The organism is Streptomyces sp. NPDC057694, from assembly GCF_042799415.1.
Classification (GTDB): domain Bacteria; phylum Actinomycetota; class Actinomycetes; order Streptomycetales; family Streptomycetaceae; genus Streptomyces.
Genome location: NZ_JBHVIX010000009.1, coordinates 254,048 through 279,089, shown reverse-complemented (window position 1 = coordinate 279,089; position 25,042 = coordinate 254,048). Strand labels below are relative to the sequence as shown.

General features: G+C 72.9%; 22 protein-coding genes. 6 read left to right on the top strand and 16 right to left on the bottom strand.

Annotation, left to right across the window (positions count from 1 at the left end; all coding sequences use genetic code 11):
* Positions 1-5: 5 nt before the first annotated feature.
* A complete protein-coding gene (locus ACFVDP_RS22010) occupies positions 6-755 on the top strand; it encodes an NAD-dependent deacetylase (protein WP_383491917.1) in 750 nt (249 codons plus the stop codon).
* Here the strand turns inward: ACFVDP_RS22010 and ACFVDP_RS22005 are convergent.
* The 16 genes from ACFVDP_RS22005 to ACFVDP_RS21930 all read right to left on the bottom strand — a co-directional run bounded on the left by ACFVDP_RS22005 (position 720) and on the right by ACFVDP_RS21930 (position 17,043).
* Positions 720-1,211 carry a nucleotidyltransferase domain-containing protein gene (locus ACFVDP_RS22005; protein ID WP_383491987.1) on the bottom strand — a complete coding sequence of 164 codons (492 nt, stop codon included), beginning with the start codon at positions 1,209-1,211 and terminating at the stop codon, positions 720-722. The two genes, ACFVDP_RS22010 and ACFVDP_RS22005, sit on opposite strands and share 36 nt — an antisense overlap.
* Before the next feature lie 13 nt (positions 1,212-1,224).
* Positions 1,225-1,719 carry a methylated-DNA--[protein]-cysteine S-methyltransferase gene (locus ACFVDP_RS22000; protein ID WP_383491915.1) on the bottom strand — a complete coding sequence of 165 codons (495 nt, stop codon included), beginning with the start codon at positions 1,717-1,719 and terminating at the stop codon, positions 1,225-1,227.
* Between the two features lie 12 nt (positions 1,720-1,731).
* Entirely contained in the window at positions 1,732-3,198 is a 1,467-nt protein-coding gene (locus tag ACFVDP_RS21995; protein ID WP_383491985.1) for an AlkA N-terminal domain-containing protein, read from the bottom strand.
* A gap of 187 nt (positions 3,199-3,385) precedes the next feature.
* Entirely contained in the window at positions 3,386-3,913 is a 528-nt protein-coding gene (locus tag ACFVDP_RS21990) for an O-acetyl-ADP-ribose deacetylase (protein ID WP_383491913.1), read from the bottom strand.
* The gene (locus ACFVDP_RS21985; RefSeq protein WP_383491911.1) at positions 3,910-5,328 is read right to left on the bottom strand and encodes a phytoene desaturase family protein; all 1,419 of its coding nucleotides are present in this window, start codon (positions 5,326-5,328) and stop codon (positions 3,910-3,912) included. The genes ACFVDP_RS21990 and ACFVDP_RS21985 overlap by 4 nt, the downstream gene beginning before the upstream one ends.
* Before the next feature lie 100 nt (positions 5,329-5,428).
* Entirely contained in the window at positions 5,429-6,292 is an 864-nt protein-coding gene (locus ACFVDP_RS21980) for an inositol monophosphatase family protein (RefSeq protein ID WP_383491909.1), read from the bottom strand.
* Positions 6,293-6,398: 106 nt separating this feature from the next.
* Complete coding sequence (locus tag ACFVDP_RS21975) at positions 6,399-8,204, bottom strand: gamma-glutamyltransferase family protein (RefSeq protein WP_383491907.1); 1,806 nt, start codon at positions 8,202-8,204, stop codon at positions 6,399-6,401.
* Positions 8,205-8,212: 8 nt separating this feature from the next.
* Positions 8,213-9,262 (bottom strand): ABC transporter ATP-binding protein, encoded by a 1,050-nt coding sequence (locus ACFVDP_RS21970; RefSeq protein ID WP_383491906.1) that lies wholly within the window; start codon positions 9,260-9,262, stop codon positions 8,213-8,215.
* Positions 9,259-10,275: an ABC transporter ATP-binding protein gene (locus ACFVDP_RS21965; protein WP_383491904.1), complete on the bottom strand. Its 1,017-nt coding sequence runs from the start codon at positions 10,273-10,275 to the stop codon at positions 9,259-9,261. The genes ACFVDP_RS21970 and ACFVDP_RS21965 overlap by 4 nt, the downstream gene beginning before the upstream one ends.
* Positions 10,272-11,138: an ABC transporter permease gene (locus ACFVDP_RS21960; protein WP_383491983.1), complete on the bottom strand. Its 867-nt coding sequence runs from the start codon at positions 11,136-11,138 to the stop codon at positions 10,272-10,274. Before ACFVDP_RS21960 ends, ACFVDP_RS21965 begins: the two co-directional genes overlap by 4 nt.
* Before the next feature lie 5 nt (positions 11,139-11,143).
* Positions 11,144-12,097 carry an ABC transporter permease gene (locus ACFVDP_RS21955; RefSeq protein WP_383491981.1) on the bottom strand — a complete coding sequence of 318 codons (954 nt, stop codon included), beginning with the start codon at positions 12,095-12,097 and terminating at the stop codon, positions 11,144-11,146.
* Positions 12,098-12,147: 50 nt separating this feature from the next.
* Positions 12,148-13,716 carry an ABC transporter substrate-binding protein gene (locus ACFVDP_RS21950; protein ID WP_383491903.1) on the bottom strand — a complete coding sequence of 523 codons (1,569 nt, stop codon included), beginning with the start codon at positions 13,714-13,716 and terminating at the stop codon, positions 12,148-12,150.
* A 285-nt stretch (positions 13,717-14,001) separates the two neighbouring features.
* Positions 14,002-14,409: a cold shock domain-containing protein gene (locus ACFVDP_RS21945; RefSeq protein WP_361553400.1), complete on the bottom strand. Its 408-nt coding sequence runs from the start codon at positions 14,407-14,409 to the stop codon at positions 14,002-14,004.
* A 76-nt stretch (positions 14,410-14,485) separates the two neighbouring features.
* Positions 14,486-15,142, bottom strand: a complete 657-nt coding sequence (locus ACFVDP_RS21940; RefSeq protein WP_383491901.1) for a DUF4232 domain-containing protein — start codon at positions 15,140-15,142, stop codon at positions 14,486-14,488.
* Between the two features lie 9 nt (positions 15,143-15,151).
* Positions 15,152-15,793 carry a response regulator gene (locus ACFVDP_RS21935; protein ID WP_383491979.1) on the bottom strand — a complete coding sequence of 214 codons (642 nt, stop codon included), beginning with the start codon at positions 15,791-15,793 and terminating at the stop codon, positions 15,152-15,154.
* A 68-nt stretch (positions 15,794-15,861) separates the two neighbouring features.
* Complete coding sequence (locus ACFVDP_RS21930; protein WP_383491977.1) at positions 15,862-17,043, bottom strand: sensor histidine kinase; 1,182 nt, start codon at positions 17,041-17,043, stop codon at positions 15,862-15,864.
* Between the two features lie 229 nt (positions 17,044-17,272).
* On the opposite strand from ACFVDP_RS21930, the gene ACFVDP_RS21925 reads away from it, so the two are divergent.
* The 5 genes from ACFVDP_RS21925 (at position 17,273) to ACFVDP_RS21905 (ending at position 25,027) form a co-directional block, all read left to right on the top strand.
* The gene (locus ACFVDP_RS21925) at positions 17,273-18,283 is read left to right on the top strand and encodes a carboxymuconolactone decarboxylase family protein (protein WP_383491900.1); all 1,011 of its coding nucleotides are present in this window, start codon (positions 17,273-17,275) and stop codon (positions 18,281-18,283) included.
* Positions 18,280-19,146: a class I SAM-dependent methyltransferase gene (locus ACFVDP_RS21920; RefSeq protein ID WP_383491899.1), complete on the top strand. Its 867-nt coding sequence runs from the start codon at positions 18,280-18,282 to the stop codon at positions 19,144-19,146. Before ACFVDP_RS21925 ends, ACFVDP_RS21920 begins: the two co-directional genes overlap by 4 nt.
* Before the next feature lie 93 nt (positions 19,147-19,239).
* Positions 19,240-19,896, top strand: coding sequence for a hypothetical protein (locus ACFVDP_RS21915; RefSeq protein WP_383491897.1), 657 nt, complete (start codon positions 19,240-19,242; stop codon positions 19,894-19,896).
* 173 nt (positions 19,897-20,069) lie between these two features.
* Positions 20,070-24,116: a molybdopterin-dependent oxidoreductase gene (locus tag ACFVDP_RS21910; protein ID WP_383491896.1), complete on the top strand. Its 4,047-nt coding sequence runs from the start codon at positions 20,070-20,072 to the stop codon at positions 24,114-24,116.
* A 92-nt stretch (positions 24,117-24,208) separates the two neighbouring features.
* The gene (locus ACFVDP_RS21905; protein WP_383491975.1) at positions 24,209-25,027 is read left to right on the top strand and encodes an SAM-dependent methyltransferase; all 819 of its coding nucleotides are present in this window, start codon (positions 24,209-24,211) and stop codon (positions 25,025-25,027) included.
* The last annotated feature ends 15 nt before the right edge of the window (positions 25,028-25,042 follow it).

Genomic DNA, 25,042 nt, shown 5'->3' with positions numbered 1-25,042 from the left:
GCGTCATGACCACGTCCGCACCGCTCGTCGCGATCCTGACCGGCGCCGGAATCAGCACCGATTCCGGGATCCCCGACTACCGGGGGCCGAACGGGGTGTGGCGCAAGGATCCCGACGCCGAGAAGCTCGTCACGTACGAGTACTACATGAACGACCCCGAGATCCGGCGCCGCGCCTGGCAGGTGCGGCGCCGCAGCGGCACCCTCGCCGCCGAGCCGAACGCCGCGCACCGCGCGATCGCCGACCTGGACCGCGCCGGTGTCCCCGTCCGGGTCATCACGCAGAACGTCGACGGGCTGCACCAGCGCGCCGGGCTGCCCGCCCGCAAGGTGTTCGAACTGCACGGCTCCGCGCGGGAGTTCCTGTGCACGGGGTGCGGGGAGCGCGGCCCGATGGAGGCGGCGCTCGCGCGGGTCGAGGCGGGCGAGGACGATCCGGGATGCCTGGTCTGCGGCTCGATCCTGAAGTCGACGACCGTCATGTTCGGCGAGAACCTCGACCCGCTGGTGCTCGCCGAAGCGGTCTCGGTCACGAAGGCGTGCCAGGTGTTCTTCGCGGTCGGCTCGTCGCTCCAGGTGCATCCGGCGGCGGGCCTGGCGGGTCTCGCGGCCGAGCACGGCGCCCGCCTGGTCGTGGTGAACGCCGAGCCGACCCCGTACGACGACGTGGCCGACGACGTCGTACGGGAGCCGATCGGGACGGCGCTGCCGCGGCTGCTGTCAGAAGTGCGTGGCGATCCCGAAGACGCGGCGTAGCTGCGCCATGTCGTGCAGGTCGCGGTCCCTCGGCTCGTAGCCCTGGTGGAAGGAGACCTGCTGCTCGGCCGAGAGGCACGGGACGGCGGTCCCGGCGACGGCGCCCGTCACGAAGGCCGCGGCGGGGTAGCGGAAGGGGCGCCCGGGTTCGAGTGACGCCTGGACCGCCGAGCCGTCGTCCGCGAAGACGAGCGGGTGCAGGTCGATCTCGCGCCCGTCCGGCGCCGTGACGACGAACCGGACGGGCCGCCAGCTCAGGCTCTCGTGGAACCCGGCCGCGGCAAGCGCCGCCACCACCGCGGGCTCCTGCTCCTGGCGGTGCATCAGGTCGAGGTCGTAGTGGTCGCGGGTCTGCTCGCCGACGAGGGCGTCGATGCCCCACCCGCCACCGACCCAGACCTCGGCGCCCGCCTTCCGCAGGAGTTCCAGCAGGGATGTCACGTCCTCGGCCGTCATCACGCCGGGCAGCCTAGAACAGGGCGGTGCCCCGCTCGAAGTCCAGCAGCCGGCGCTTGCGGTCGAGGCCGCCGCCGTAGCCGGTCAGGTCGCCGTTCGCGCCGATGACGCGGTGGCAGGGGACGATGACGCCGACGGGGTTCTTGCCGTTGGCGAGGCCGACGGCGCGGGAGGCGTTGGGCTTGCCGAGGGCCTCGGCCAGTTCGCCGTAGGTGCGGGTCTCGCCGTACGGGATCCGCTGGAGCTGCGCCCAGACGGACCGCTGGAACGGGGTGCCGGCGAGCGCGAGCGGCAGGTCGAAGGTGGTCGACTCGCCCTGGAAATAGGCGTTCAGCTGGTCGATGACGGCGCCGAAGGGCCGCTCGTCGCGGACGCCGAAGGTCTCCTCGGCGGGGCGGTGGCGCTGGTCGGTCATGTAGAGGCCGCAGAGGGCGCCGTCGGCGTCGGCGACGAGGGTGAGCGGCCCGTAGGGGCTGTCGATGACGGTGTGCTGCTTCTGGACGGTCATGGCGTACATCCCTTACGCGGGAAGGAAGTTGATCGGGTGGTCGTCGGTGGCCCACAGGTACTGGGTCGCGTACGCCCGCCAGGGGCGCCACGCGGCGGCCCTCGCGGTGAGCGCCGCCGGGGTGTGCGGCAGGCCCAACTCCTTTGCGGCGCGGCGCATTCCGAGATCGGTGGGCAGGAAGGCGTCCGGGTCGCCGAGGGCGCGCATCGCGATGGCCTCGACGGTCCAGGGCCCGAAGCCGGGCAGCGCGGTGAGCCGGGCGCGGGCCTCGTCCCAGTCGGACTCGGGGCCCAAGGTCAGTTCTCCGTCAGCGAGTTGCCGTACGAGCGTGAGGAGCGTGGCGCGTCGGCTGCGGGGCAGCGCGAGGGACTCCGGGTCGAGCGAGGCGAGAGCGCCCGGAGTCGGGAAGAGGTGGGTGAGACCGCCCTCCGGGTCCTCGACCGGCTCGCCGTGGGCGAGGACGAGACGGGCGGCGTGGGTGCGGGCGGCGGCCGTGGAGACCTGCTGTCCGAGCACGGCGCGCACCGCGAACTCGGCCTCGTCGACGGTACGCGGCACCCGGCGGCCCGGCGCCTTGTCGACGAGGGGTGCGAGCAGCGGGTCGGCGCGCAGCCGGTCGTCGACGGCGACCGGATCGGCGTCGAGGTCCAGCATCCGGCGGCAGCGGCTGATCGCGACGGTGAGGTCGCGCTGGTCGGTGAGGACGAGCCGGCAGCCGATGTGGTCGGGCCCCGGGGTGAGGCTCACGATGCCGTGCCCGTACGGCAGCCGCAGGGTGCGCCGGTAGGAGCCGTCGCGCCACTCCTCGACGCCCGGCACGGCGGTCGCGGCGAGGTGGCCGAAGAGGTTGTCGGGGTTGAGGGGCTTGCGGAACGGCAGTCGCAGGGTGAGCGCGCCGGGGGTACTGGTCCGGCTGTGCGGCGCGCGGGTGCGCAGTTCGCTCGGGGTGAGGGCGTAGACCTCGCGGACGGTGTCGTTGAAGGCGCGGATGGAGGCGAATCCGGCGGCGAACGCGATGTCGGCCATGGGCAGGCCGGTCGTCTCGACGAGCAGCCGCGCGGTCTGCGCCCGCTGGGCCCGGGCCAGGGCGAGCGGCCCCGCCCCCAGCTCGGCGAGCAACTGCCGCTCGATCTGCCGCTCGCTGTACCCCAGCAGCCGGGCGAGCCCCGGCACACCGTCCCGGTCGACGACACCGTCACCGATGAGCCGCATGGCGCGGGCGGTGAGATCGGCGCGCTGGTTCCACTCCGGGGAGCCCGGGCTGGTGTCGGGCCTGCACCGCTTGCAGGCCCGGAACCCGGCCTGCTGGCAGGCGGCGGCGCTCGCGTAGAACTCCATGTTCCGCGGCTTGGGCGGCACGACCGGACAGCCGGGCCGGCAGTAGATACGGGTGGTCTTGACGGCGGTGAAGAACACCCCGTCGAACCGGGTGTCCTTGGCCTGCACGGCCCGCACGCACCGCTCGAAGTCGGTGTGCATGGCGACGGCCTGAGCCTGTTCGGTGGACATGCCTCAAGGATCGCCCATGGTGAGCGGCTCGGCTGGCGGAAATCCGACATGAACGTGAGGCGCCCCGCAAGGCGCCCTGGGTGCCGCCAGGCACCTCAGGGGCGCGGGGAACTGCGCGACCAGCCACGACGGCGCGGCAGCCAGAGACGACGGGTGCCTACCCCAGACACTCCGCGAAAACGCCCCGGGCCCGCTCATCGAACACCACGAACCGAACCTCCCGCACACCCCCCGGCGGAGCCCCCCGCACCGTCTCCACGGCGATCCGAGCCCCGTCCTCCAGCGGCCACCCATAGATCCCCGTGGAGATCGCCGGAAACGCCACACTCCGCACCTGAAGCTGCTCGGCGACCCGCAGCGACTCCCGGTAGCAGGACGCGAGCAGCCCGGAGCGGTCCTCGGTCGCCGACCAGCGCGGGCCCACCGTGTGGATGACGTACCGCGCCGGAAGGCGTCCCGCGGTGGTGGCGACGGCCCGCCCGGTGGGTAGGCCCTTGCCGTAGTGGGACGCGCGGAGTTTGCGGCACTCGGCGAGGATCTCGGGCCCGCCGCGGCGGTGGATGGCGCCGTCGACTCCCCCGCCGCCGAGCAAGGAGGAGTTCGCCGCGTTCACCACGGCGTCCACGTCCTGTTCGGTGATGTCGCCCTGGACGAGGACGAGGCGGGGCCCCTCGGGCGTACTCATGCCGCCCGCAGCCTGCGCCAGACGGCCTTCGCCGCGTTGTGCCCCGACATGCCGTGCACTCCGGGGCCGGGCGGCGACGCGGACGAGCAGATGAAGACGGCGGGGTGCGGGGTCGTGTACGGGGACAGCGACAGCTTGGGCCGCAGCAGCAGCTGGAGGCCGCTGGCGGCGCCGCTGGCGATGTCACCGCCCACATAGTTGGCGTTGCGCACGGCCAGCTCCGGCGGGCCCGCTGTCGCCCGGGCGAGCACCAGGTCCCTGAACCCCGGGGCGAACCGCTCCAGTTGACGCTCGATGGCGTCGGTCAGGTCTCCGTCCCAGCCGTTGGGCACATGCCCGTACGCCCAGAACGTGTGCTTGCCCTCGGGCGCGCGCGTCGGGTCGACGACGGTCGGCTGGACGGTGATGAGGAACGGCGACTCGGGCGCCCGGCCCTCGCGCGAGGCGGCGTGCAGGGCCTTGGCGATGTCGCGGCGGTACGGGCCCACCTGGACGGTCCCGGCGGTGCGGGCCTCCTCGGCGGTCCACGGCACCGGGCCGTCGAGCGCGTAGTCGACCTTGAAGACGCTGGAGCCGTAGCGGAAGCGGTCGTAGTAGCGGCCCAGGCCCGCGATCCTGGCGAGGGCGGTGGGCGAGGTGTCGAAGATGTAGGCGCGGGCGGGCGGCAGGTCGTCGAGCCGCTTCACCTCGTAGTCGGTGTGGATCGAGCCGCCGAGGTCCTTCAGGTACCCGGCGAGCGCGTCGGAGATCGCCTGGGAGCCGCCCCGCGCGAGGGGCCAGCCGCGCGCGTGGGCGGCGAGCGCGAAGACGAGGCCGATGGCGGAGGTCGCGAAGCCGCCGAGCGGGGCGATGACGTGCGCGACCAGGCCCGCGAAGAGCGCGGCGGCCCGGTCGTCGCGGAAGCGGCGGGTCAGCCACGTGGACGGCTGGAGGCCGACGAGGCCGAAGCGGGCGAGGGTGACCGGGTCGCGGGGCAGCGCGCTGAGCGGCAGCGACATGAAGTCGCGGACCAGGGTGTCCCAGTGCGGCAGCAGCGGCTCGACGAGGCGGCGGTACGCGCCCGCGTCGCGTGGCCCGAACGAGGCGGCGGTCTCGGCGACGGAGCGGGACAGTACGGCCGCCGTCCCGTCGGGGAACGGGTGCGCCATGGGCAGCGCGGCGTGCACCCACTCCAGGCCGTACCGCTCCAGCGGCATCGCCCGGAACGCCGGGGAGTTGATGCCCAGGGGGTGCGAGGCGGAGCACGGGTCGTGGCGGAAGCCGGGCAGCGTCAGCTCCTCGGTGCGCGCGCCGCCGCCCACGGTGTCCTTGGCCTCGAACAGGGCTACGGAGAATCCGCGCCTGGCCAGTTCGACGGCAGCGGTCAGCCCGTTGGGCCCCGCACCCACCACGACGGCGTCGAGCATCGACGGCACCTTCGGACTCCTTCGTCAGCCGATGGCCACTGCCCCGACAGGATATGCCGGGGCGCCGACAACGCCGGGTGCGGGTGGCGTGCGGCGCCGGTCGGCCTGGTCAGGCGCCGCTCGACAGCAGTCCCTTGATCCGCTCCGCGGTGGCCGTGTCCCGGGCCGCGGTGAACGGCAGGGCGTTGCCCCCGGTGATCCGGAACGGTTCGCCGTCGCGCGTGAGGTGGGTACCGCCCGCCTCCTCGACCAGGAGGAGTCCGGCCGCGTGGTCCCAGGCCAGCTCCCAGCTGAAGGCGAGGGCGTCGAGGGCGCCGCGGGCGACGGCCAGGTACTCCAGGCCGGCCGAGCCGCAGGGGCGCGGGGCGACGCCGTCGGTGCGCAGGCCGAGCAGGGCCCGCTTCTGCGCGTCGGTGGTGTAGTCGGGGTGCGAGGTGGCGACCCGGAGATCCTGGCCGGCCTCGGGCGAACCGGCGCGCAGCGCCCGGCCGTTGAGCCGTGCGCCCCGGCCGCGGACGGCCACCGCGAACTCGTCGAGCGCGGGCGCCCAGGTCCAGGAGGCGAGCACGACTCCGTCGAGGGCGAGGGCGACGAGGGTGCAGAAGCCGGGGTCGCCGTGGACGAACTGGCGGGTGCCGTCGACCGGGTCGACGATCCAGACGGGGGCCGTGCCGCGTATCGCCTCGTAGCTCGCCGGGTCCGCGGCGACGGCCTCCTCGCCGACGACGACGGAGCCGGGGAGCAGGCCGGGCAGCTCCCGGGTGAGGTACTCCTCGGCCCGCTTGTCGGCGACGGTCACGAGATCGTGCGGGGCGCTCTTCTCCTCGATCTCGTGGGAGGCGAGCTGCCGGAAGCGCGGGGTGATCTCGGCGGCGGCCGCGGCGCGGACGATCCGCTCCACGTCGGTCACGAGCTGGTCGGTCACCTTGCTGGTCAGAAAGTCGTCGATGCTTTCCGTCGTTGTTTCGATCATGCCTCCATGAGAACACGCCCCACTGACAACGCGTACCGAGGAGATGAACGAGGGGTGGAGCCACCATGAAATCGGCGCTTCCACCCCTCAGGACCATCCATGCAGGTCAGCGGCCGACGGCGTACCCCTGCATGCCGCGCGGGTTCGCCGCCGCGAGAAGCACACCGGTGCGCGGGTCGCGGGCGACCGCGCACAGGCGGCCCTCGGACCAGGCGTCGGCGACGGTCACGTCGTGGCCGCGGCGGCGCAGCTCGGCGATGACGTCCTCGGCCATGCGGGACTCCACGGTCACCGATCCCGGGTGCATGCCGCGCGGGAAGAAGGAGCCGGGGAAGGAGTCGTTGTGCCAGTTCGGGGCGTCGATGGCGCCTTGCAGGTCGAGCCCGCCGCGGACCGTGCCGCCCAGCGCGACGGCCAGGAAGAAGTGCAGCTGCCACTGGTCCTGCTGGTCGCCGCCGGGGGTGCCGAACGCCAGGACCGGGACACCGTCCTTCAGGGCCAGGGACGGGGTGAGCGTGGTGCGGGGGCGGCGGCCGGGGGTGAGCGAGTTGGGCAGCCCCTCGTCGAGCCAGGCCATCTGAAGGCGCGTACCGAGCGGGAAGCCGAGCTCGGGCACGACCGGGTTGGACTGGAGCCAGCCGCCGGAGGGGGTGGCGGCGACCATGTTGCCCCAGCGGTCGACGATGTCGAGGTGGCAGGTGTCGCCGCGGGTGCCGCCGTCCTTGGCCACGGTGGGCTCTCCGGCGCCCGCGCCCGCGACGCCCATCGCGTCGAAGCCCGCCTCGCCGGAGGCGACCGCGTGGGCGTGCGCGCTCAGCCGGGGCTCGGCACCGAGGGGGCTGCCGGGGCGCAGGTCGTGCGAGGCCTTCTCGGGGTCGATCAGGGCGCGGCGGTCCGCGTTGTAGTCGGCCGAGAGGAGCGCGTCCACGGGGACCTCTTCGGCGTCCCCGTACCAGGCCTCGCGGTCGGCCATGGCGAGCTTGCAGCCCTCTATGAGCAGGTGGACGTAGTCGGCCGACCCGTAGGCGGGCAGTTCCGGCGGGAGCAGGGCGAGCTGCTGGAGGAAGGCGGGGCCCTGGCTCCAGCCGCCTGCCTTGCACAGGGTCCAGCCGTTCCAGTCGTAGGTGGCCGGGGCCTCGTACGTCGCCTCCCAGGAGGCCAGGTCCGCCAGGGTCAGGGTGCCGGTGTGGCGCTCGCCGCTGGTGTCCATGGTCGGCCGCTGCGACTGGCGCACCAGCGCCTCGGCGATGAAGCCCTCGCGCCAGATGCGGCGGGCCTCCTCGATCTGCGCGACGCGATCGGTGCCGACGGCCTCGGCCTCGGCCGTCAGCCGCTTCCAGGTGGCGGCGAGCTGCCGGTTGCGCAGGAGTTCGCCGGGCCGGGGCGCCTCGCCGTCGACGAGGTAGACCTCGGCGGACGACGGCCACTCGCTCTCGAAGAGCGCGCGCACCGTCTCGACGGTCTGGCCGACGCGCTCGACGGGGGCGTGGCCGTCCTCCGCGTAGCCGACGGCGTACTTGAGGACGTCGGCGAGGGACTTGGTGCCGTGGTCCTTCAGGAGCAGCATCCAGGCGTCGAAGGCGCCGGGCACGGCGGCGGCGAGCGGGCCGGTGCCGGGGACGAGGTCGAGGCCGAGCGACTTGTAGTGGGCGACGGTGGCGCCGGCGGGGGCCACGCCCTGGCCGCACAGCACGCGGACCTCGCCGCCGGCCGGGGCGAGGATCATCGGCACCTCGCCGGCCGGGCCGTTCAGGTGCGGTTCGACGACGTGCAGCACGAAGCCCGCGGCGACGGCCGCGTCGTAGGCGTTGCCGCCGTCCTCCAGGACCGCCATCGCGGACTGGGAGGCGAGGTAGTGCGTGGAGGACACCATGCCGAAGGTGCCCTGGAGGGTCGGCCGGGTGGTGAACAAGAAGGCTCCTAGCGGGTGGCGGTGCGGGTGTTCGGGATCGTACGAGAGGCCGGTGGCGGGCCGGCGGCGGCGTCCGGGGCGGTGCCGTCGTCGGCGACCAGGTGGCAGGAGACCTCGCGGCCGCCGGCCGTGCTCTCGAAGGTCCGCAGAACCGGCACCTCCGTGCGGCAGCGGTCCACGGCGAGCGGGCAGCGGGTGTGGAAGCGGCAGCCCGGCGGCGGCGCGAGCGGGCTCGGCAGGTCGCCGCTGAGGACGATGCGTTCCCGGGTGCGCTGGGTGACGGGATCCGGGACCGGCGCGGCCGAAAGCAGCGCCTGGGTGTACGGGTGCTTGGGATCGGCGAACAGCTCGCGCGTGGGCGCCTGTTCGACGATCTGGCCCAGGTACATGACGGCGATCCGGTCGGCCAGGTACTCGACGGCGGCCAGGTCGTGCGTGATGAACAGGCAGCCGAAGCCGCGGTCGCGCTGGAGGTCGGCCAGCAGGTTGAGGACGGAGGCCTGCACGGAGACGTCGAGCGCCGAGGTCGGCTCGTCGGCGACCAGCAGGTCGGGGTCGACGGACAGGGCGCGGGCGATGGAGATGCGCTGGCGCTGGCCGCCGGAGAGTTCGTGCGGGTGACGGTCGGCGTGCTCGGGGCGCAGTCCTACCTGGGCGAGAAGTTCCCGTACGCGCGCGTGAGCGGCCTCTTTGTTCTTGGCGATGCCGTGCAGCCGCAGCGGTTCGGCGACGATCTCACCGACGGTCATCCGCGGGTCGAGCGAGGACGACGGGTCCTGGAAGACCAGGTGGAAGTCCTTGCGCAGGGGGCGCAGGGCGCGCCGCGACATGGTCGTCACGTCGGTGCCGTTGATGCGGACGGTACCGGCGGTGGGGTCGTCGAGGCGGACGGCGCAGCGGCCCACGGTCGACTTGCCGCTGCCGGACTCGCCGACGAGGCCGACGACCTCGCCGCGCCCGACGGTGAGGGTGACGCCGTCGGCGGCGCGCACGGTGCCGCCCGCGCCCGCGAAGTGGCGTTCGAGGCCGGTGAGTTCCAGCACGGGGGCGGTGCTCATGAGGCGGTCTCCTGGAGGGTGTGCGGGTGCCAGCAGGCGGCGCGGTGGGCGGCGTCGGCCCCCGCATCGGCGCTGACGGCCTTGAAGCCGGGGCGGCCGCCCGTGCAGACGTCGTCGGCGCGGGCGCAGCGCGGGGCGAACGTGCAGGCGTCGGGCTGCGCGTCGAGGCTCGGCACCAGGCCGGGGATCTCGGGCAGCCGCTCCTTGGGGGTGCCCGGGCGCAGGACGGCGGAGAGCAGACCGCGGGTGTACGGGTGCCGGGGCGCCGCGAACAGCTCGTCCACCGGCGCCTGTTCGACGGGGCGGCCCGCGTACATGACGAGGACCCGGTCGGCGATGTCGGCGACGACGCCGAGGTCGTGGGTGATGAGGACGATCGCGGTGCCGAGGCGCTCGCGCAGCGACTGGAGGACTTCGAGGATGCCCGCCTGGACGGTCACGTCGAGGGCCGTGGTCGGCTCGTCGGCGATGAGCACGGTCGGGTCGCAGGCGACCGCGATGGCGATCATCACGCGCTGGCGCATGCCGCCGGAGAGCTGGTGGGGGTACTCGTCGACGCGCTGGGCGGGTGCCGGGATGCCGACCAGGTCGAGGAGTTCCACGGCACGCGCGCGTGCCTCCTTCTTGCTCAGCCCCTGGTGGCGCCGGAGCACTTCGCCGATCTGCCGTCCGACGGTGAGCACCGGGTTCAGCGACGTCATCGGCTCCTGGAAGATCATCGCCATGTCCTTGCCGCGGATCCTCCCGTACGCCTTGTCGTCGGCGCCGGCCAGCTCCCGCTCGCCGAGCCGGATGGAGCCGGTGATGTGCGCGGTGGGCGGCAGCAGTCCCATGACGGCCATCGAGGTGACGGACTTGCCGCAGCCGGACTCGCCGACGACGGCGAGCACCTCACCGGCGCGCAGGTCGAAGGAGAGGTGGTCGACGGCGTGGACCGTGCGGGTGTCGGACCTGAACGAGACCGACAGGTCCCGCACGCTCAGCACCGGTTCGCGGGGATCGACGGCGTTCATCGGGTGGCTCCACGGGGGTCGAGGACGTCGCGCAGGCCGTCGCCGAGCAGGTTGAACGCCAGGGTCGCGGCGACCACGGCGAGGCCGGGGAACACCGCCATCCAGGGCGCGGGCGCGAGGAAGGACTGGGCGGAGGAGAGCATCACGCCGAGGGAGGGCTCGGGCGGCTGCACGCCGAGGCCGAGGAAGCTGAGCAGGGCCTCGCCGATGATGGCGGCGGGGACGCCGACGGTGGCCTGCACGGTGAGCGCGGACGTCGCGTTGGGCAGGATGTGCCGGAACAGGACGGTGCCGTCGCCGCCGCCGTTGGCGACGGCCGCGGCCACGTAGTCGACGTGCTTGAGGCGGAGCGTCTCGGCGCGGGTGATGCGGATGACGGCCGGGATCTGGGAGATGCCGATCGCGATGGTCGCGTTGGTCAGCGACGGGCCGAGGACGGCGGCGAGGCCGACGGCGAGCACGAGGAACGGGAAGGCGAGCATCGTGTCGGTGACCCGGGACACGACACTGTCCGCGATCTTTCCGTAGTAGCCGGCGAGCAGGCCGAGCGGGACGCCGACGAGGAAGGCGAGGACCACGGCGAGCACGCCGACCTGCATCGAGGCCCGGGCGCCGTACACGACGCGGGACAGCTGGTCGCGGCCGAGGTCGTCGGTGCCCAGCCAGTGCGCCCAGCTCGGCGCGGCGAGCACGTCGTCGAAGTCGGGGCGCGCCGGGTCGTAGGGGGCGACGAGCGGCGCGAGCAGCGCGGCGAGCACGAAGATCAGCGCGATGACGGCGCCGGTCATGGCGAGCTTGTTTTTGCGCAGGGCGCGCAGTTTGGCGTTCCCGGTGGCCCGGGCGCGTAGTCCTGTGAGAGCCAGCGTGGTCACCGGGCACCTCCGAGCCGGATGCGCGGGTCGATGACCGAGTACGCCACGTCGACCAGCAGATTGATGAAGATGTACGCGAACGACGTGACGAGGACGACGCCCTGGAGGGTCGCGTAGTCACGGGTGAAGACGGCGTCGATGGTGAGCTTGCCGAAGCCGGGGAGGACGAAGATCTGCTCGGTGACGACCGCGCCGGAGATCAAGTGGCCCAGTTGCAGGCCGAGTACGGTCACGACGGTGACGAGGGAGTTGCGCAGCGCGTGCCCGCCGACGACCTCGCGGCGGGAGAGTCCCTTGGCGCGTGCGGTGCGGACGTAGTCGGCGGAGAGCGAGTCGAGCATGGCGGCGCGGGTCTGCCGCATGACGACGGCGGCGAGCCCGGAGCCGAGCACGATCGCGGGCAGCACCATGCGCCGCAGGTTGTCGACGGGGTCGGTGCCGAAGGGGACGAAGCCGGAGGCCGCGAAGACGGGGACGGCGATGGCGAAGGCGAGCACCAGGACGATGCCCAGCCAGAACGTCGGGATCGAAAGGCCCAGCAGGGCCAGGGCGTTGGCGATCCACTCGGCGGGCTTCCCGCGTCGCACGGCGGCGACGATTCCCGAGCCGATCCCGAGGACGACCGCAAGGAGCAGGGCGAGGGCGGCGAGTTCGAGGGTGACGGGCAGTGCCTCGCCGATGGCGTCGGCGACCGGCAGGCCGGTGCGCGAGGAGGTGCCGAGGTCGCCCTGGAGGGCGTGTCCGATGAAACGCCCGTACTGGATCACGATGTTGTCGTCGAGTCCGTACTCGCTGCGGATCGCGGCGAGCGCCTCGGGGCTGCGCTCCTCACCGGCGAGGGCGAGCGCCGGGTCGCCGGGCAGGGCGCGGATGCCGGCGAAGACGACGATCGAGACGAGGAACAGCGTGATGAGGGACTGCCGGACGCGGGTCAGGACGTACTTGGCCATGGGGTGCCCGGCGAGCAGTCCCGGCTTCTTCAGGGATATCTGGGCGGTCGTCACTTGGCGTACCCCGCATCCTTCACGCGGATCAGGCCGTCGCCGTAGACATGGATGCCCGCGACGTCCTTCCCTGCGACGACGTAGTTCTTCTGGCGGTAGAGGTAGATGAGCGCGTGCGCGTCGTTCACCCGGCGGATCAACTGGTCGTAGATCTTGGCGCGTTCGGCCGGGTCGGGCTCGGTGCGGCCGCGGGCGATGAGTGCGTCGACCTTCTTGTCGCCGTAGCCGTAGGCGTTCATGGCGCCCCGCGTCTGCAGGAAGCTGGCGATGTTGCCGTCGGGGTCGAGCCGTCCGGACCAGCCGCTGTTGAAGGCCTGGTACTGGCCCGCGTCGGTCTCCTCCAGCATCGTGGCGTACTCGGTGGGCCGCAGCGTGACGTCGAAGCCCGCGTCCTTGGCCATGGCCTGGATGACCTGGCCGATGCGGCTCCACTCGGGGGTGGTGGAGGTCTTCATCTCGATGTGGACCGGTGTCTTCACCCCGGCCTGCTTCAGCAGCCGCTTGGCCTTGGCGACATCCCGCTTCGGGCAGCTGGAGGCCTTCTCGCCGGGCGCGATCGCGGACTCCGGGGAGATCGGCCCGCAGGCGGGCTCGTACATGCCCTGGAAGACGACCTTGTTGATGAGGTCGCGGTCGATGGCCAGGTCGAAGGCCTCGCGGACGCGCACGTCGCGCGCGAGCGGGGTGTCGACCGTGCCGGGCTGCTGACCGAGGCCCTTCACGTTGCCGACGTTGAGGCCGATGCCCTGGTAGCCGAGCGAGGGCGAGTTGAAGAGCTGGAGCTTGTCGTCGGTGAGGGCGCTCTTCACGTCGACGGGGGTCATCTGGTCGCCGACCTGGACGTCGCCGGAGCGCAGGTTGGCGAGGCGGACGCTGCCGTCGGGGATCGGCTTGTAGATCACCTTGTCGAGGTGGACGGCGTCCGCGTCGTAGTAGTGCGCGTCCTTGGTCAGGACGATGCGGTCGCCGCCGACGCGTTCGGCGAACTTGAACGGGCCGACGCAGGACGGGTGGTTGGTGAAGTTCTTGCCGTACTTCTTCAGCGCGGCCGGTGACATCACCATGCCGGCCCGGTCGGCGAGGACGGCGGTCAGCGGCACGTAGGCCTGCTTGAGCGTGAGCCTGACGCTGTACGCGCCGGTGGCCTCGGCCGACTTCAGCGGCGCGAGTTCGGTGGCGCGCGCGGAGCCCGGGAGGTCGCGGTGGCGCAGCAGCGAGGTGACGACGGCGTCCGCGTCGAGCTTCGTGCCGTCGCTGAAGGTGGCGTCCTTGCGGACGTCGAAGGTGACGGTGCGGCCGTCGTCGGAGACCTTCGGCCGGGCCGTCGCGAGCTGCGGCACGATCTCGCCGTCGGCGTCGGTGTCGTAGAGCTTCTCGCACATGCCCGCGAAGACGGTGCGGCCCACGAGGGTCTGGGCGAGGGTGGGGTCGAGCTTGTCGGGATCCGCGTTGAGCGCGACCGTGAGGGTGCCGCCGTCGCGTACGGGGCGGCCGTCGGTCATGCGCTCCCCGCCGACCTCGGTGGCCGAGGACTGCAGGGAGCCGCAGCCCGCCGTCAGGGACATCACCAAGGCAACTGCCGTGCAGGCAACCGCTGTTCGGCGCACGAGGGCATACCTCCGCCAGGGAAGAGAATCCGCAGGGGTCCCCGGGTGGTCCATACGTGACCTCGGGAATCCTGTGGGCGATCAAGGAATACCGCAGAACGTATTTCGCATACAGTCCGCAGGACAAGGGGGTTGTCCGGATGCCGGACCGGATTCTATGAAGATTGAATAACCGGGCCCGACATCAAGGGCGAAGAAGGGGAAGAACGGACAGGGCCCGGGCGGCTCGGCGTGCGGTCCGGCTCAGCTGTCCACCCAGCCGTGCTTGCGTCCGCTCTGCACCAGCTCGCGGCGGATCGTCAGGATCTGCTCACCCGTCAGGGAGGGGGCGGCGCGCAGCAGCAGCTCGGTGACCTCGTTGGTGAACTCGTCGACGCGCAGGACGTCGCAGAGCACGTCGTCGCCGTCGGCCGCGACGTGCCGACCACCCGCGACCGGCGCGGACGCGCCCTCGGCGAGCTGCACCGAGGACGCCTTCGGGCCGCGGTCGCCCTCCTCGATGTCGAACTCGACCTTCAGCCCGGTGCGCAGGTACGACTCGGGGATGAGGAGGTCGTTCACATGCAGGAAGACGTCCTCGCCGCCGTCGTCCGGCGCGATGAACCCATAACCGCGCGCTCCGTCGAAGCGCACCACACGACCAGCGACCACGTCGACCCCCAACCACCACGGCGGACCCGGCGTCCGCGTCCTCAGCATCCTTCGTCCGGATCCTAGCGGGCGGCTCTCAGCCCTTGTGCCAGGCCGTCGTGCCGAGTCGTCCGGTGCTGCCGAGGTCGAGCGGCGCGTCGGGGGTGACGGTCTGTGCGCTGCCGACACCGGGTTCGACGCCCACCCGGTCGACGGTCACGGGCGGCTCGGTGATGTCGTCGTAGGTGTTGCGCCAGACGAGGGCCGAGATCGCGCTCTCGCCGCGGCGCAGGGTGAGGCGGTGCGGGCCGGGGTCCTTCACACCGGTGGTGATCTCCTCGGTGCCGTGCAGGATCCGGACGTCCTCGACGGGGGTGCCGTCCGCCTCCGCCAGCCGCAGCCGCGGATATCCGGAGACCTCGACCGTGCCCGTACCGCAGTTGGTGAGGGTGAGGCGGAGGGCGCGCAGCCCCATGGCGGCTTCGGCGCGGCCCGCCGTGACGCGCAGGCCGGAGTCGGGGCAGGGTCCCGTCGGCGTGGCGGCCGGGGGCGGCGCGGTCTCGACCTTGCCGTACTGCGGCGGCGGGCTGCTGTCGAGCGAGTCCGCGTGGACCCGGCCGATGTCCGTGCTGCCGCCCGACGGCGCGGTGGGCGCAGCGGTGCCGGACGTCTGCGTGCCGCATCCGGCCATGAGCAGCGCGGTCGCGGCGAACCCGATGGCGCGCGTCAGCGCGGCCCTCCCTCTGATCGTCATGCGCCGATCCTAAGCGGGCCCGGGACCCTGGGCGCGTGCGGTCACGAGGCCCGATTCGTAGGCGAACACGACGAGTTGGGCGCGGTCGCGGGCGCTCAGCTTGGTCATGGCGCGGCTGATGTGGGTCTTGGCGGTGAACGGGCTGATCACCATGTGCGCGGCGATCTCCTCGTTGGTGAGGCCTCGGGCGGCGAGCGCGGTGACCTCGCGCTCGCGCGGGGTGAGGCCTTCGAGGCCGGGCGCCGTCGCCCGGTCCGGTGGCCGCGCGACGAACTCGCCGATCAGGCGGCGGGTGACGGACGGCGACAGCAGGGCGTCGCCGCGTGCCACGACCGCGATGCCGGCCAGCAGGTCGGCGGGCTCGCTGTCCTTGAGCAGAAAGCCTGAGGCGCCCGCGCGCAGTGCCTCGAAGACGTACTCGTCGAAGGCGTAGTTGGTGAGCATGACGACGCGTACGGCCGTCAGGTCCGGGTCGGCGGCGATCCGCCGGGTCGCCGCGATCCCGCTCTCCCCCGGCATCTGTACGTCCATGAGCACGACGTCCGGCACGGTCTCCCGCACGAGCGCGACGCCGGCCGCGGCGTCCCCGGCCTCCCCGACGACCTCGATCCCGTCCTCGGCGTCGAGCAGCGCCCGGAACCCGGCCCGCATCAGCGCCTGGTCGTCGACGAGCGCGACCCGCACGACGGATACGGCGGGGCGGGTCGGCGCGGCGTCGGTCACGGGGCGGCCGCCAGCGGTGTGCGGTCCTGCGTGACGGGGCCGTCGGTCTCGGCGGTGTCCGTCGGCAGCACCGCGCGTATCTCGAACCCTCCCCCGGCACGCGGCCCCGCCGTCAGCGTGCCGCCCATCGCCGTGACGCGCTCGCGCATGCCCGTCAGCCCCGTGCCCTCGGCGGCCGGGCGGGCCGGGTCCGCCGTGCCCTCGTCCGTCACCCGGACCGTCATCTCGGCCTCCCCGTAGGCCAGTCGCACCTCGGTGCGGGCCGCGCCGCCCGCATGCCTCGCCACGTTCGTCAGGGCCTCCTGGACGATGCGGTAGACCGTGCGGTCGAGCTGCGGCGGCAGGGCGCGCTCGCGTCCCGTGACGGTGAGTGTGACGGGGATCCCGGCCGAGCGGGCGCGCTCGGCGAGGAGCGCCGGGGTGCCGGTGGGCTCGTCGGTGCGCAGCACGTCGAGCGTCGCCCGCAGTTCGCGCATCGCCTCGCCGCTGGCCTCCTGGATGGCGAGCAGCGCGGCCGGTATCTCCTCGCCGCGCTTGCGGGCGAGGTGCACCGCGACGCCGGCCTGGAGCTTGACGATCGAGATGCTGTGGGTGAGGGAGTCGTGCAACTCCCGCGCTATACGTAGCCGTTCTTCCCCTGCGCGGCGCAGCGCCGCCTCCTCGCGGGTGCGCTCGGCCTCCAGTGCGCGCTGTTCGGTCTGGTGGAGATACGCCTGCCAGTTCTTGTCGGCGAGGCCGGTGACGACCGCGCACAGGAACCAGCCGGCGAGCAGCATCGCCCGGCCGGTGGCCCCGTCGCCGGCCAGGGCGTCCCGCGTGATGTACACGGCGAGGAACGCTCCGGCGACGGCCGCGCCGAACGCCCGGTGCCCCGCGCGGGACGCGGTGTGCACGGCCGCGATGACCGGCAGCGCGACCAGCGGGCCGGGGTGCGCGTCCACAACATAGGCCGCCGTCAGGGCGGTTGACGCCACCAGCACGGTGCGGGGCGCGTGCCGGTAGGCCGCCAGGGCGGCGGCCGACGCCGCCATCAGCGCGTAGTCCACCGGCGCCGCGCCGTCGCCGAGCGCCGCCCCGAGGATCACCACGGTGGCGATGACGACGGCCAGTGCCGCGTCGGCCGCGTACGTCCGCACCCGTGTCCCCCTCGTCGGCTCCGTCGCCCCGGTCCCGCTCATGTCACCCCGCACGACACCCCGCATGTCCCCCTGCGTGTCCTCCTGCATGTCCAAAAGGCTAGAGGCGACCACTGACAGCGGCGTCCGCCGCGAGGACGGGACCTGCGGCCCGCCTACTCCCCGGGGAGTAGGCGGGGTTGGGCTCCGCCGTACGACGCCGGGGGCGGGGACGCGGGGTGAGTCTGGGACACGTTCCGCAGCAGCCGAGCCGCCTTCCTCTGGAGTCCACATGTCCGGCCCCTACCGCTACACCACCCCGCCCTCCCCCAAGTCCGCCACCGGCACCACGGCCGCGGTCTACGCGCAGGCCCGCACCGACTTCGGCATCCCGAAGCCGTCCACCCTGATCGTTCTCGCCTCGGCGCCCGAACTGCTCGCGCCGACGTGGTCGTTGCTGCGCGAGTCGCTCATCGCGGGCAGTGGTTCGCGCGCCGACCGGGAGCTGGTCGCGGCCGGCGTGTCGCAGGCGAACCGGTGCCCGTTCTGCGTCGACGCGCACGCCGTGCTGCTGCACGCCCACGGCGACCACGGCCTCGGCGAGGCGGTGGCCCGCGGCACGGAGCCGCGTGACGCGCGGGCGGCGCGCATCCTGCGGTGGGGGCGGGACACCCGTGTCCCCGGCGCGCCCGGCCTCGCCCCGCCGCCGTTCCCGCGCGCCGACCTCGCCGCACAGCTCGGCACCGCGCTCGCCTTCCACTTCATCAACCGGATCGTGTCCGCCCTGCTGACCGAGAACCTGCTGCCCGCGAACGCCCAGCGACGGCGGGCGGTGCGTGCCCTCGCGGGCCGCAGCGTCTCCGGTGTCGTGCGGGCCGCTCACCCGCCGGGCACGTCGCTGCCGCTGCTCGACTCGCTGGAGCCCGGGCCCGGCTGGGCCGTCGGCAGCCCGGTCGGTCCCGCCTACGAGGCGCTGCGCACGGCCGCCACGAAGGGCGCCGGGCTTCTCGACGACGCCGACCTCGGCCTCGTACAGCAGACCGTCGCGCGCTGGGACGGCACGCATCCGCCCGCCGTGTGGCCCGAGCTGCCGGACCGTGCCGAGCGGCCCGGCGCGCGTCTGGCGCTGCTCGCCGCGCTCGCGCCGTACCGGATCACGGACGCGGACGTCGCGGCGTGGCGGGTGCCGCCGTTCACCGATCACTGCCTGGTGCATCTGGTCGCGTACGGGGCGTTCGCCGCCGTGGACCGGATCGAGTCCGCCCTGCCCGCCGCCCTCGTCGACCGCCTGGAGACCCGATGACCGTCACCGTCAATCACCGGCAGGCCCACGCCTGGAACGGCCCGCTCGGCCGGCACTGGGCCACCCATCACCGGCGTTTCGACGCGCTGCTCGGCGAGGCCGACGACGCCCTCTTCGCGGCCGCCGCGATCGGCCCGGGCGACCGGGTCCTCGACATCGGGTGCGGCGCGGGCGCGACGACCCGGGCGGCGGCCCGGCTGGCGGCGCCGGGGCACGCGGTGGGCGTGGACATCTCCGCGCCGCTGGTGGACCGGGCGCGGGCCCGCACCGCCGAGGAAGGGGTGGCGGGGGCGTCGTACGAACTGGGGGACGTGCAGTCCCACCCGTTCCCGCCGGGCGCCTTCGACGTGGCGATCAGCCGTGGCGGGGTGATGTTCTTCGAGGACGGGGTGGCGGCGTTCGCGAACGTGGCGCGGGCGCTGCGCGAGGACGGCCGGCTCGTCTTCGTCTGCCCGCGGCGGCCGGGCCCCGACTCCGAGGAGGGCACGGCGCTCGCGCTGTTCGCCCGGCACCTCGCCGAAGGCACGGCGGGCGGTGAGAGCCCGCCCGCGCCGGACCCGGACGCGCAGGCCGCGCACACGGCGATGGCGTCGCTGTCCGAGCCCTACCGGATCCATGCGGCGCTGCACCGCTCCTTCACCGATATCGCGGTCAATCCGGTGGATGTCCACACTCACTGGGGTGATTCGCCCGCCGACGCCGTCGACTTCCTGCTGTCGCGCGCACCCCGGCGCAGTGTGCCCGCCGCGACGCGCGCCGTACTGGAGGAAACACTCCGTCCGTACGCGACTCCGCGCGGGGTGCGGACGCGCGCGGGGGTGTGGCTGGTGACGGCCGTACGCCGGGGCGATGCCCGAGCGTGATGCTCAGGTGACAGAAGTAGCGGTACCGGTCGCACAGCAACCCGTGTGAGACTGACTTCCCCCACCCCACCCCCGATGTAAGGGACGTACACCGTGCGTTCTCTCCCGCTTCCGGTCACCCTCGCGGCCCGGCTGCTGCCCGTCGGCATCCTCGCCTGCGTCGGCTGGGCCTGGTCCACCGGCCCGATGTCCGAGCCCGCGGCGAAGGACACGCACGACGCGGCGCCGCAGGCCTCGGACACCCCGTCGAGCCCCAGCGCGAGCGTGGGCGCGAAGTCGTACGCGAAGCCGCCCGAGCCCTGCGGCACCGTCCCGGCCAAGACGGTCTCCTCGCTGGTGCCGGGGGCGAAGACGGCGGGCAAGGAGCTGTCGGCCACGGACGAATCGGTTCGCCGCGGCTGCTCCTGGAGCGCTCTCAAGGGGTACGACTACCGCTGGCTCGACGTCTCCTTCGAGGTGAAGGGCTCCGACGCGCTGGCGACGCAGGCGTACAAGGACAGCAGCGATCCGAAGGACAGCTCGCTCAACGCCCTCGGGGACGAGGCACGGGTCACGAGTTCACTCACCAAGAAGGACAAGCAGGACACCCGTGAGTCCGTGGTGACGGTCCGCAAGGGCAACATCCTGGTGACCGTCACCTACAACGGCAGCGACTTCGAGTCCAAGGGCGCCCCGGCGAACGACACCATGATCAAGGGCGCCCGGAAGGCGGCCGGGGACGCGGTGGCGGGCCTCGTCTCCGCGGGCTGACCGAACCGGTCGGCGCGCCGCCGCCTCTCACGCCGCCCTCCTCCCGCCTGTGCGTACCGCGTAACCCCTGTCGACCGGCACAGGAGACAGCCGCGTAACGGACTCTTCATACGGTCGGATCGAGCACGGCCGAGCGGATCGGCGTGGAACGATCATGAAGGGGCGGGGTGCCTGTGGCCGCGCCGGACTCGCGGGAGAGCAGTGCGGAGCAGGTGCGGACGGTGTGCTCGTACTGCGGTGTGGGCTGCGGTCTCGTCCTCGACATCAAAGTCGGCGCGGACGGCCGCCGTACGGTCCTGAAGGCGTCCGGCGACAAGGAGCACCCGGCGAACTTCGGGCGGCTGTGCACGAAGGGCGCGACGACCGCCGATCTGCTCGCCGCCCCCGGCCGCCTCACGACCGCGCTGATGCGCCCCGCGCGCGACGCCGCGCAGGCGCCCGCCTCCGTGGACACCGCGGTGCGCGAGACGGCGCGCAGGCTGCGCGGCATCGTCGACACGCACGGCCCCGACGCCATCGCCTTCTACGTATCTGGCCAACTCAGCCTGGAAGCACAGTACTTGGCGAACAAGCTCGCCAAGGGATTCGTGCGCACGAACCAGATCGAGTCCAACTCACGGCTGTGCATGGCCAGCGCGGGCACCGGCTACAAGCTGTCGCTCGGCGCGGACGGGCCGCCGGGCTCGTACCAGGATCTCGACCGCGCGGACGCCTTCCTCGTCATCGGCTCCAACATGGCCGACTGCCATCCGATCCTGTTCCTGCGGATGATGGAGCGGGTGAAGGCGGGCGCCAAGCTGATCGTCGTCGATCCGCGGCGCACCGCGACCGCCGCGAAGGCCGATCTCTTCCTCCAGATCCGGCCGGGCACGGACCTGGCGCTGCTCAACGGCCTGCTCCACCTGCTGTACGAGAACGGCCACACGGACCCGGAGTTCATCGCCCGGCACACCGAGGGCTGGGACGCACTGGTGCCGTTCCTCGCCGACTACTCCCCCGCCGCCGTCGCCGAGGTCACCGGGCTCGCCGAGGACGACCTGCGCACGGCGGCCCGGCTGATCGGCGAGGCGGGCGAGTGGACCAGTTGCTGGACGATGGGCCTCAACCAGTCGACGCACGGCACCTGGAACACCAACGCGCTGATCAATCTTCATCTGGCGACGGGCGCGATCTGCCGCCCGGGCAGCGGGCCGTTCTCACTGACCGGACAGCCCAACGCGATGGGCGGCCGCGAAATGGGCTACATGGGGCCGGGGCTGCCGGGCCAGCGGTCCGTACTCGTCGACGCAGAAAGGGAGTTCGTCGAGGACCTGTGGCAGCTCGACCGGGGCACGCTGCGGGCCGACGGGGTCGGCCGGGGCACCGTGGAGATGTTCCGGAAGATGGCCGACGGCGACATCAAGGCGTGCTGGATCATCTGCACCAACCCGGTGGCGTCCGTCGCCAACCGCCGCACGGTCATCGAGGGCCTAGAGGCCGCCGAGTTCGTCGTCGCCCAGGACGTCTTCGCCGAAACGGAGACGAACGCGTACGCCGACGTGGTGCTGCCCGGCGCCCTGTGGACGGAGGCCGAGGGCGTCCTGATCAACAGCGAGCGCAATCTCACCCTCGCCCGGCCCGCCGCCGATCCGCCCGGCGAGGCGCGGGCGGACTGGGAGCTGATCGCGGCCGTCGCCCGGGAGATGGGGTACTCGGACGGGTTCTCGTACACGAGCGCCGAGGAGATCTTCGAGGAGATCAAGCGGGCCTGGAACCCGGCGACGGGCTGGGACCTGCGCGGGGTGAGCTACGAGCGGCTGCGCGCGACGCCCGTGCAGTGGCCCGCCGCGCACGAGGAGGGGCCCGACCGCAATCCGATCCGCTATGTCGACGAGGGCGGCGTGCCGACGTTCCCGACGGCGAGCGGACGCGCCGTCTTCCACGCCAGGCCGCACATACCGGCGGCCGAGATGCCGGACGACGACTACCCGTTCACGCTGAACACCGGGCGGCTCCAGCACCAGTGGCACACGCTCACCAAGACGGCGAAGGTCGCCAAGCTCAACAAGCTCGATCCCGGTCCGTTCGTCGAACTGCACCCGGTGGACGCCGAGTTGCTGGACGTGCGTGACGGCGATCCGGTGGAGGTCGCCTCACGGCGCGGAAGGGCGGTGCTCCCCGCGGTCGTCACCGATCGCGTACGGCAGGGGTGCTGCTTCGCGCCGTTCCACTGGAACGACCTGTTCGGCGAGTACCTGAGCGTCAACGCCGTCACCAACGACGCCGTCGACCCGCTGTCCTTCCAGCCGGAGTTCAAGGTGTGCGCGGTGTCGCTCACGAAGGTGGCGGCGGCCGTCCCCGTGCGGCCGGAACCGCAGCCCGAAGCGGCCGCCGCCGTGGGGCCGTTCGGCCTGGAGGCCGCACCGCCTCCCGTGCTCTCCGCGCAGGAGCGGCAGTACCTGGTGGGCTTCCTCGCGGGCATCCCGGCCGGGACGCCGGGGGTGCCGGTGCTGCCGTCGTCGGCGCCGTTCAGCCCCGAGCACGCGCTGTGGGTGAACGGAGTGCTCGCCGGGATGTACTCCCGTGCCCCCGAGCCCGCCGCGCCGGTGTCCCTGTCCCGTCAGCAGATCGTCGTCCTGTGGGCGTCGCAGACCGGGAACGCCGAGGAGTTCGCGGGCGTCACCGAGCGCCGGCTCACCGCTGCCGGGCACGCCGTCTCCGTCGTCGGCATGGACCAGGCCGACCTCGGCACGCTGCCGGCCGGCGCCGATCTGCTCCTGATCACCAGCACCTTCGGCGACGGCGACGCGCCGGACAACGGCGCCGGACTGTGGGAGACACTCGCGGCGCCCGACGTCCCGCGCCTGGAGGGCCGCCGCTACGCCGTGCTCGCCCTCGGCGACTCCTCCTACGACGACTTCTGCGGGCACGGCCGCCGCCTCGACCAACGCCTCGGCGAGCTCGGGGCGTTGCCGCTCGCGCCGCGCACGGACTGCGAGCCCGACTACGAGGACTCGGCGCACGCCTGGCTCGACCATGTCCTCACCGCGCTGTCCACCACCCCCGAGCCCGCCGCGCCGCAGCCGGCCGTCGCGAAGCCTCCCGCGCCCCGGCGGAGCAGGCCCGCCCGGGTCGCCGCGCGGCTCACCGGCAACCGGCTGCTGAGCGGACCCGGTTCGGGCAAGGAGGTGCGCCGGTTCACCTTCGACACCCGGGACGGCGAGACCCCGTTCGCGTACGAGGCCGGGGACGCGCTCGGCGTCCAACCGCTCAACTCCCCCGGCCTCGTGGCGCAGTGGCTCGACGCCACCGCGCTCACCGCACACACCGAGGTCACCCTGAAGGACATCGGTCCCGTCCCGCTCGACGAGGCTCTGCTGCGCCACCTGGACATCACCCGGATCACCCCGGACCTGCTGCGCTTCGTCACCGAACGGGCCCGCGATCCAAGGGAGTTGAAGAGGCTCCTGCGCCCGGACAACAAGGACGGACTGGCCAAGTGGGCGTGGGGCCGGCAGGCCGTCGATGTCGTCGCCGAGCACGCGGTGAAGGCCGACGCCCAGGAGTGGGCCAAGGTCCTCGGGCGCCTTCAGCCCCGCCTGTACTCCATCTCGTCGAGCCCGCTCGCCGACCCGGGCCTCGTCTCGCTGACGGTCTCCGTCGTGCGCTACGAGAACGCCGACGGGCAGCCGCGGCAAGGGGTGTGCTCCCCGTTCCTCGCCGACGCCGCACCGGGCACCGCGGTCCCGGTCCAGGTCAGGGCGGCCCCGGCGTTCCGCCCGCCGGCCGACTCCGCGACCCCGATGGTGATGGTCGGCCCCGGCACCGGAGTGGCCCCCTTCATGGGCTTCCTCGACCAGCGGCGGCTGCTCGGCCACCGGGGACCCAACTGGCTCTTCTTCGGCGAGCAGCACCGCGCCACCGACTTCTACTACGAGCAGGAGCTGGCCGAGCACCTCGCCGACGGCACCCTCACCCGCCTGGACACGGCGTTCTCCCGCGATCAGCGCGCCAAGGTGTACGTACAGGACCGAATGCGGGAGCACGGACCGCAGTTGTGGTCCTGGCTGCGGGACGGCGCCCGGTTCTACGTCTGCGGCGACGCCTCGCGCATGGCCAAGGACGTCGACCGGGCGCTGCGCGACATCGCCGTGGCGCACGGCGGCCTCGACGAGGCGGGGGCGGCGGCGTACGTGAAGCAGCTCGCGGCCGACAAGCGGTACGTCCGCGACGTGTACTGATGCCGCCAACGTGGAAGCCGCCAAGGCCCGTTGACACGGTCCACCATTAAAGTGTGCGCCAGACGACGATCGGCGACCAGAAGGGCGGGGCTGTGACCAGCAGCGACGCGCACCAGGACAGCATCAGCGAGCGGATCGACACCAGCCGGCCGCACACGGCCCGGATCTGGAACTACTGGCTGGGCGGCAAGGACAACTACCCCGTCGACGAAGAGGCGGGCCGGCAGATCCGCGCTCTGCACCCTGGCATCGTCGACTACGCCCAGGCCGACCGCGCCTTCCTGGGCCGCGCGGTCCGGCACCTCACAGCGGACAGGGGCATACGCCAGTTCCTCGACATAGGCACCGGCCTGCCGACCGCGGACAACACCCATGAGGTCGCCCAGCGGATCGCGCCCGAGGCGCGGGTCGTCTACGTGGACAACGACCCGCTGGTGCTGCGCCACGCGCAGGCGCTGCTCACCAGCTCACCCGAGGGCAGCACCGACTACATCGACGCCGACCTGCGCAACGTCGACGAGATACTCGACATCGCCGCCAAGACGCTGGACTTCACCCAGCCGGTGGCGCTGATCCTGCTGGGCGTGGTCATCTTCGTCGGCGACGACGAGGACCCGTACGGGCTGGTCCGCCGTCTTGTCGACGCGCTGCCCGCGGGCAGCCATCTGGTGCTCTCGCACACCGTCACCCGGCCGGACATGCCGGACGTCGACGAGGCCGTGGCGTTCTGGAACGCGAACGGCACGCCGAAGCTGAACCAGCGCACCCCCGAGCAGGTCACCCGCTTCTTCGACGGTCTCGAACTGCTGGAGCCGGGCGTCCTGTCCTGCTCGCGCTGGCGCCCTGAGAACACGGCCGGCGCCGAGCCCGCCGAGGTGGCGATGTTCGGCGGGGTCGGGCGCAAGGAGTAACGGCTGCGCCGGGTG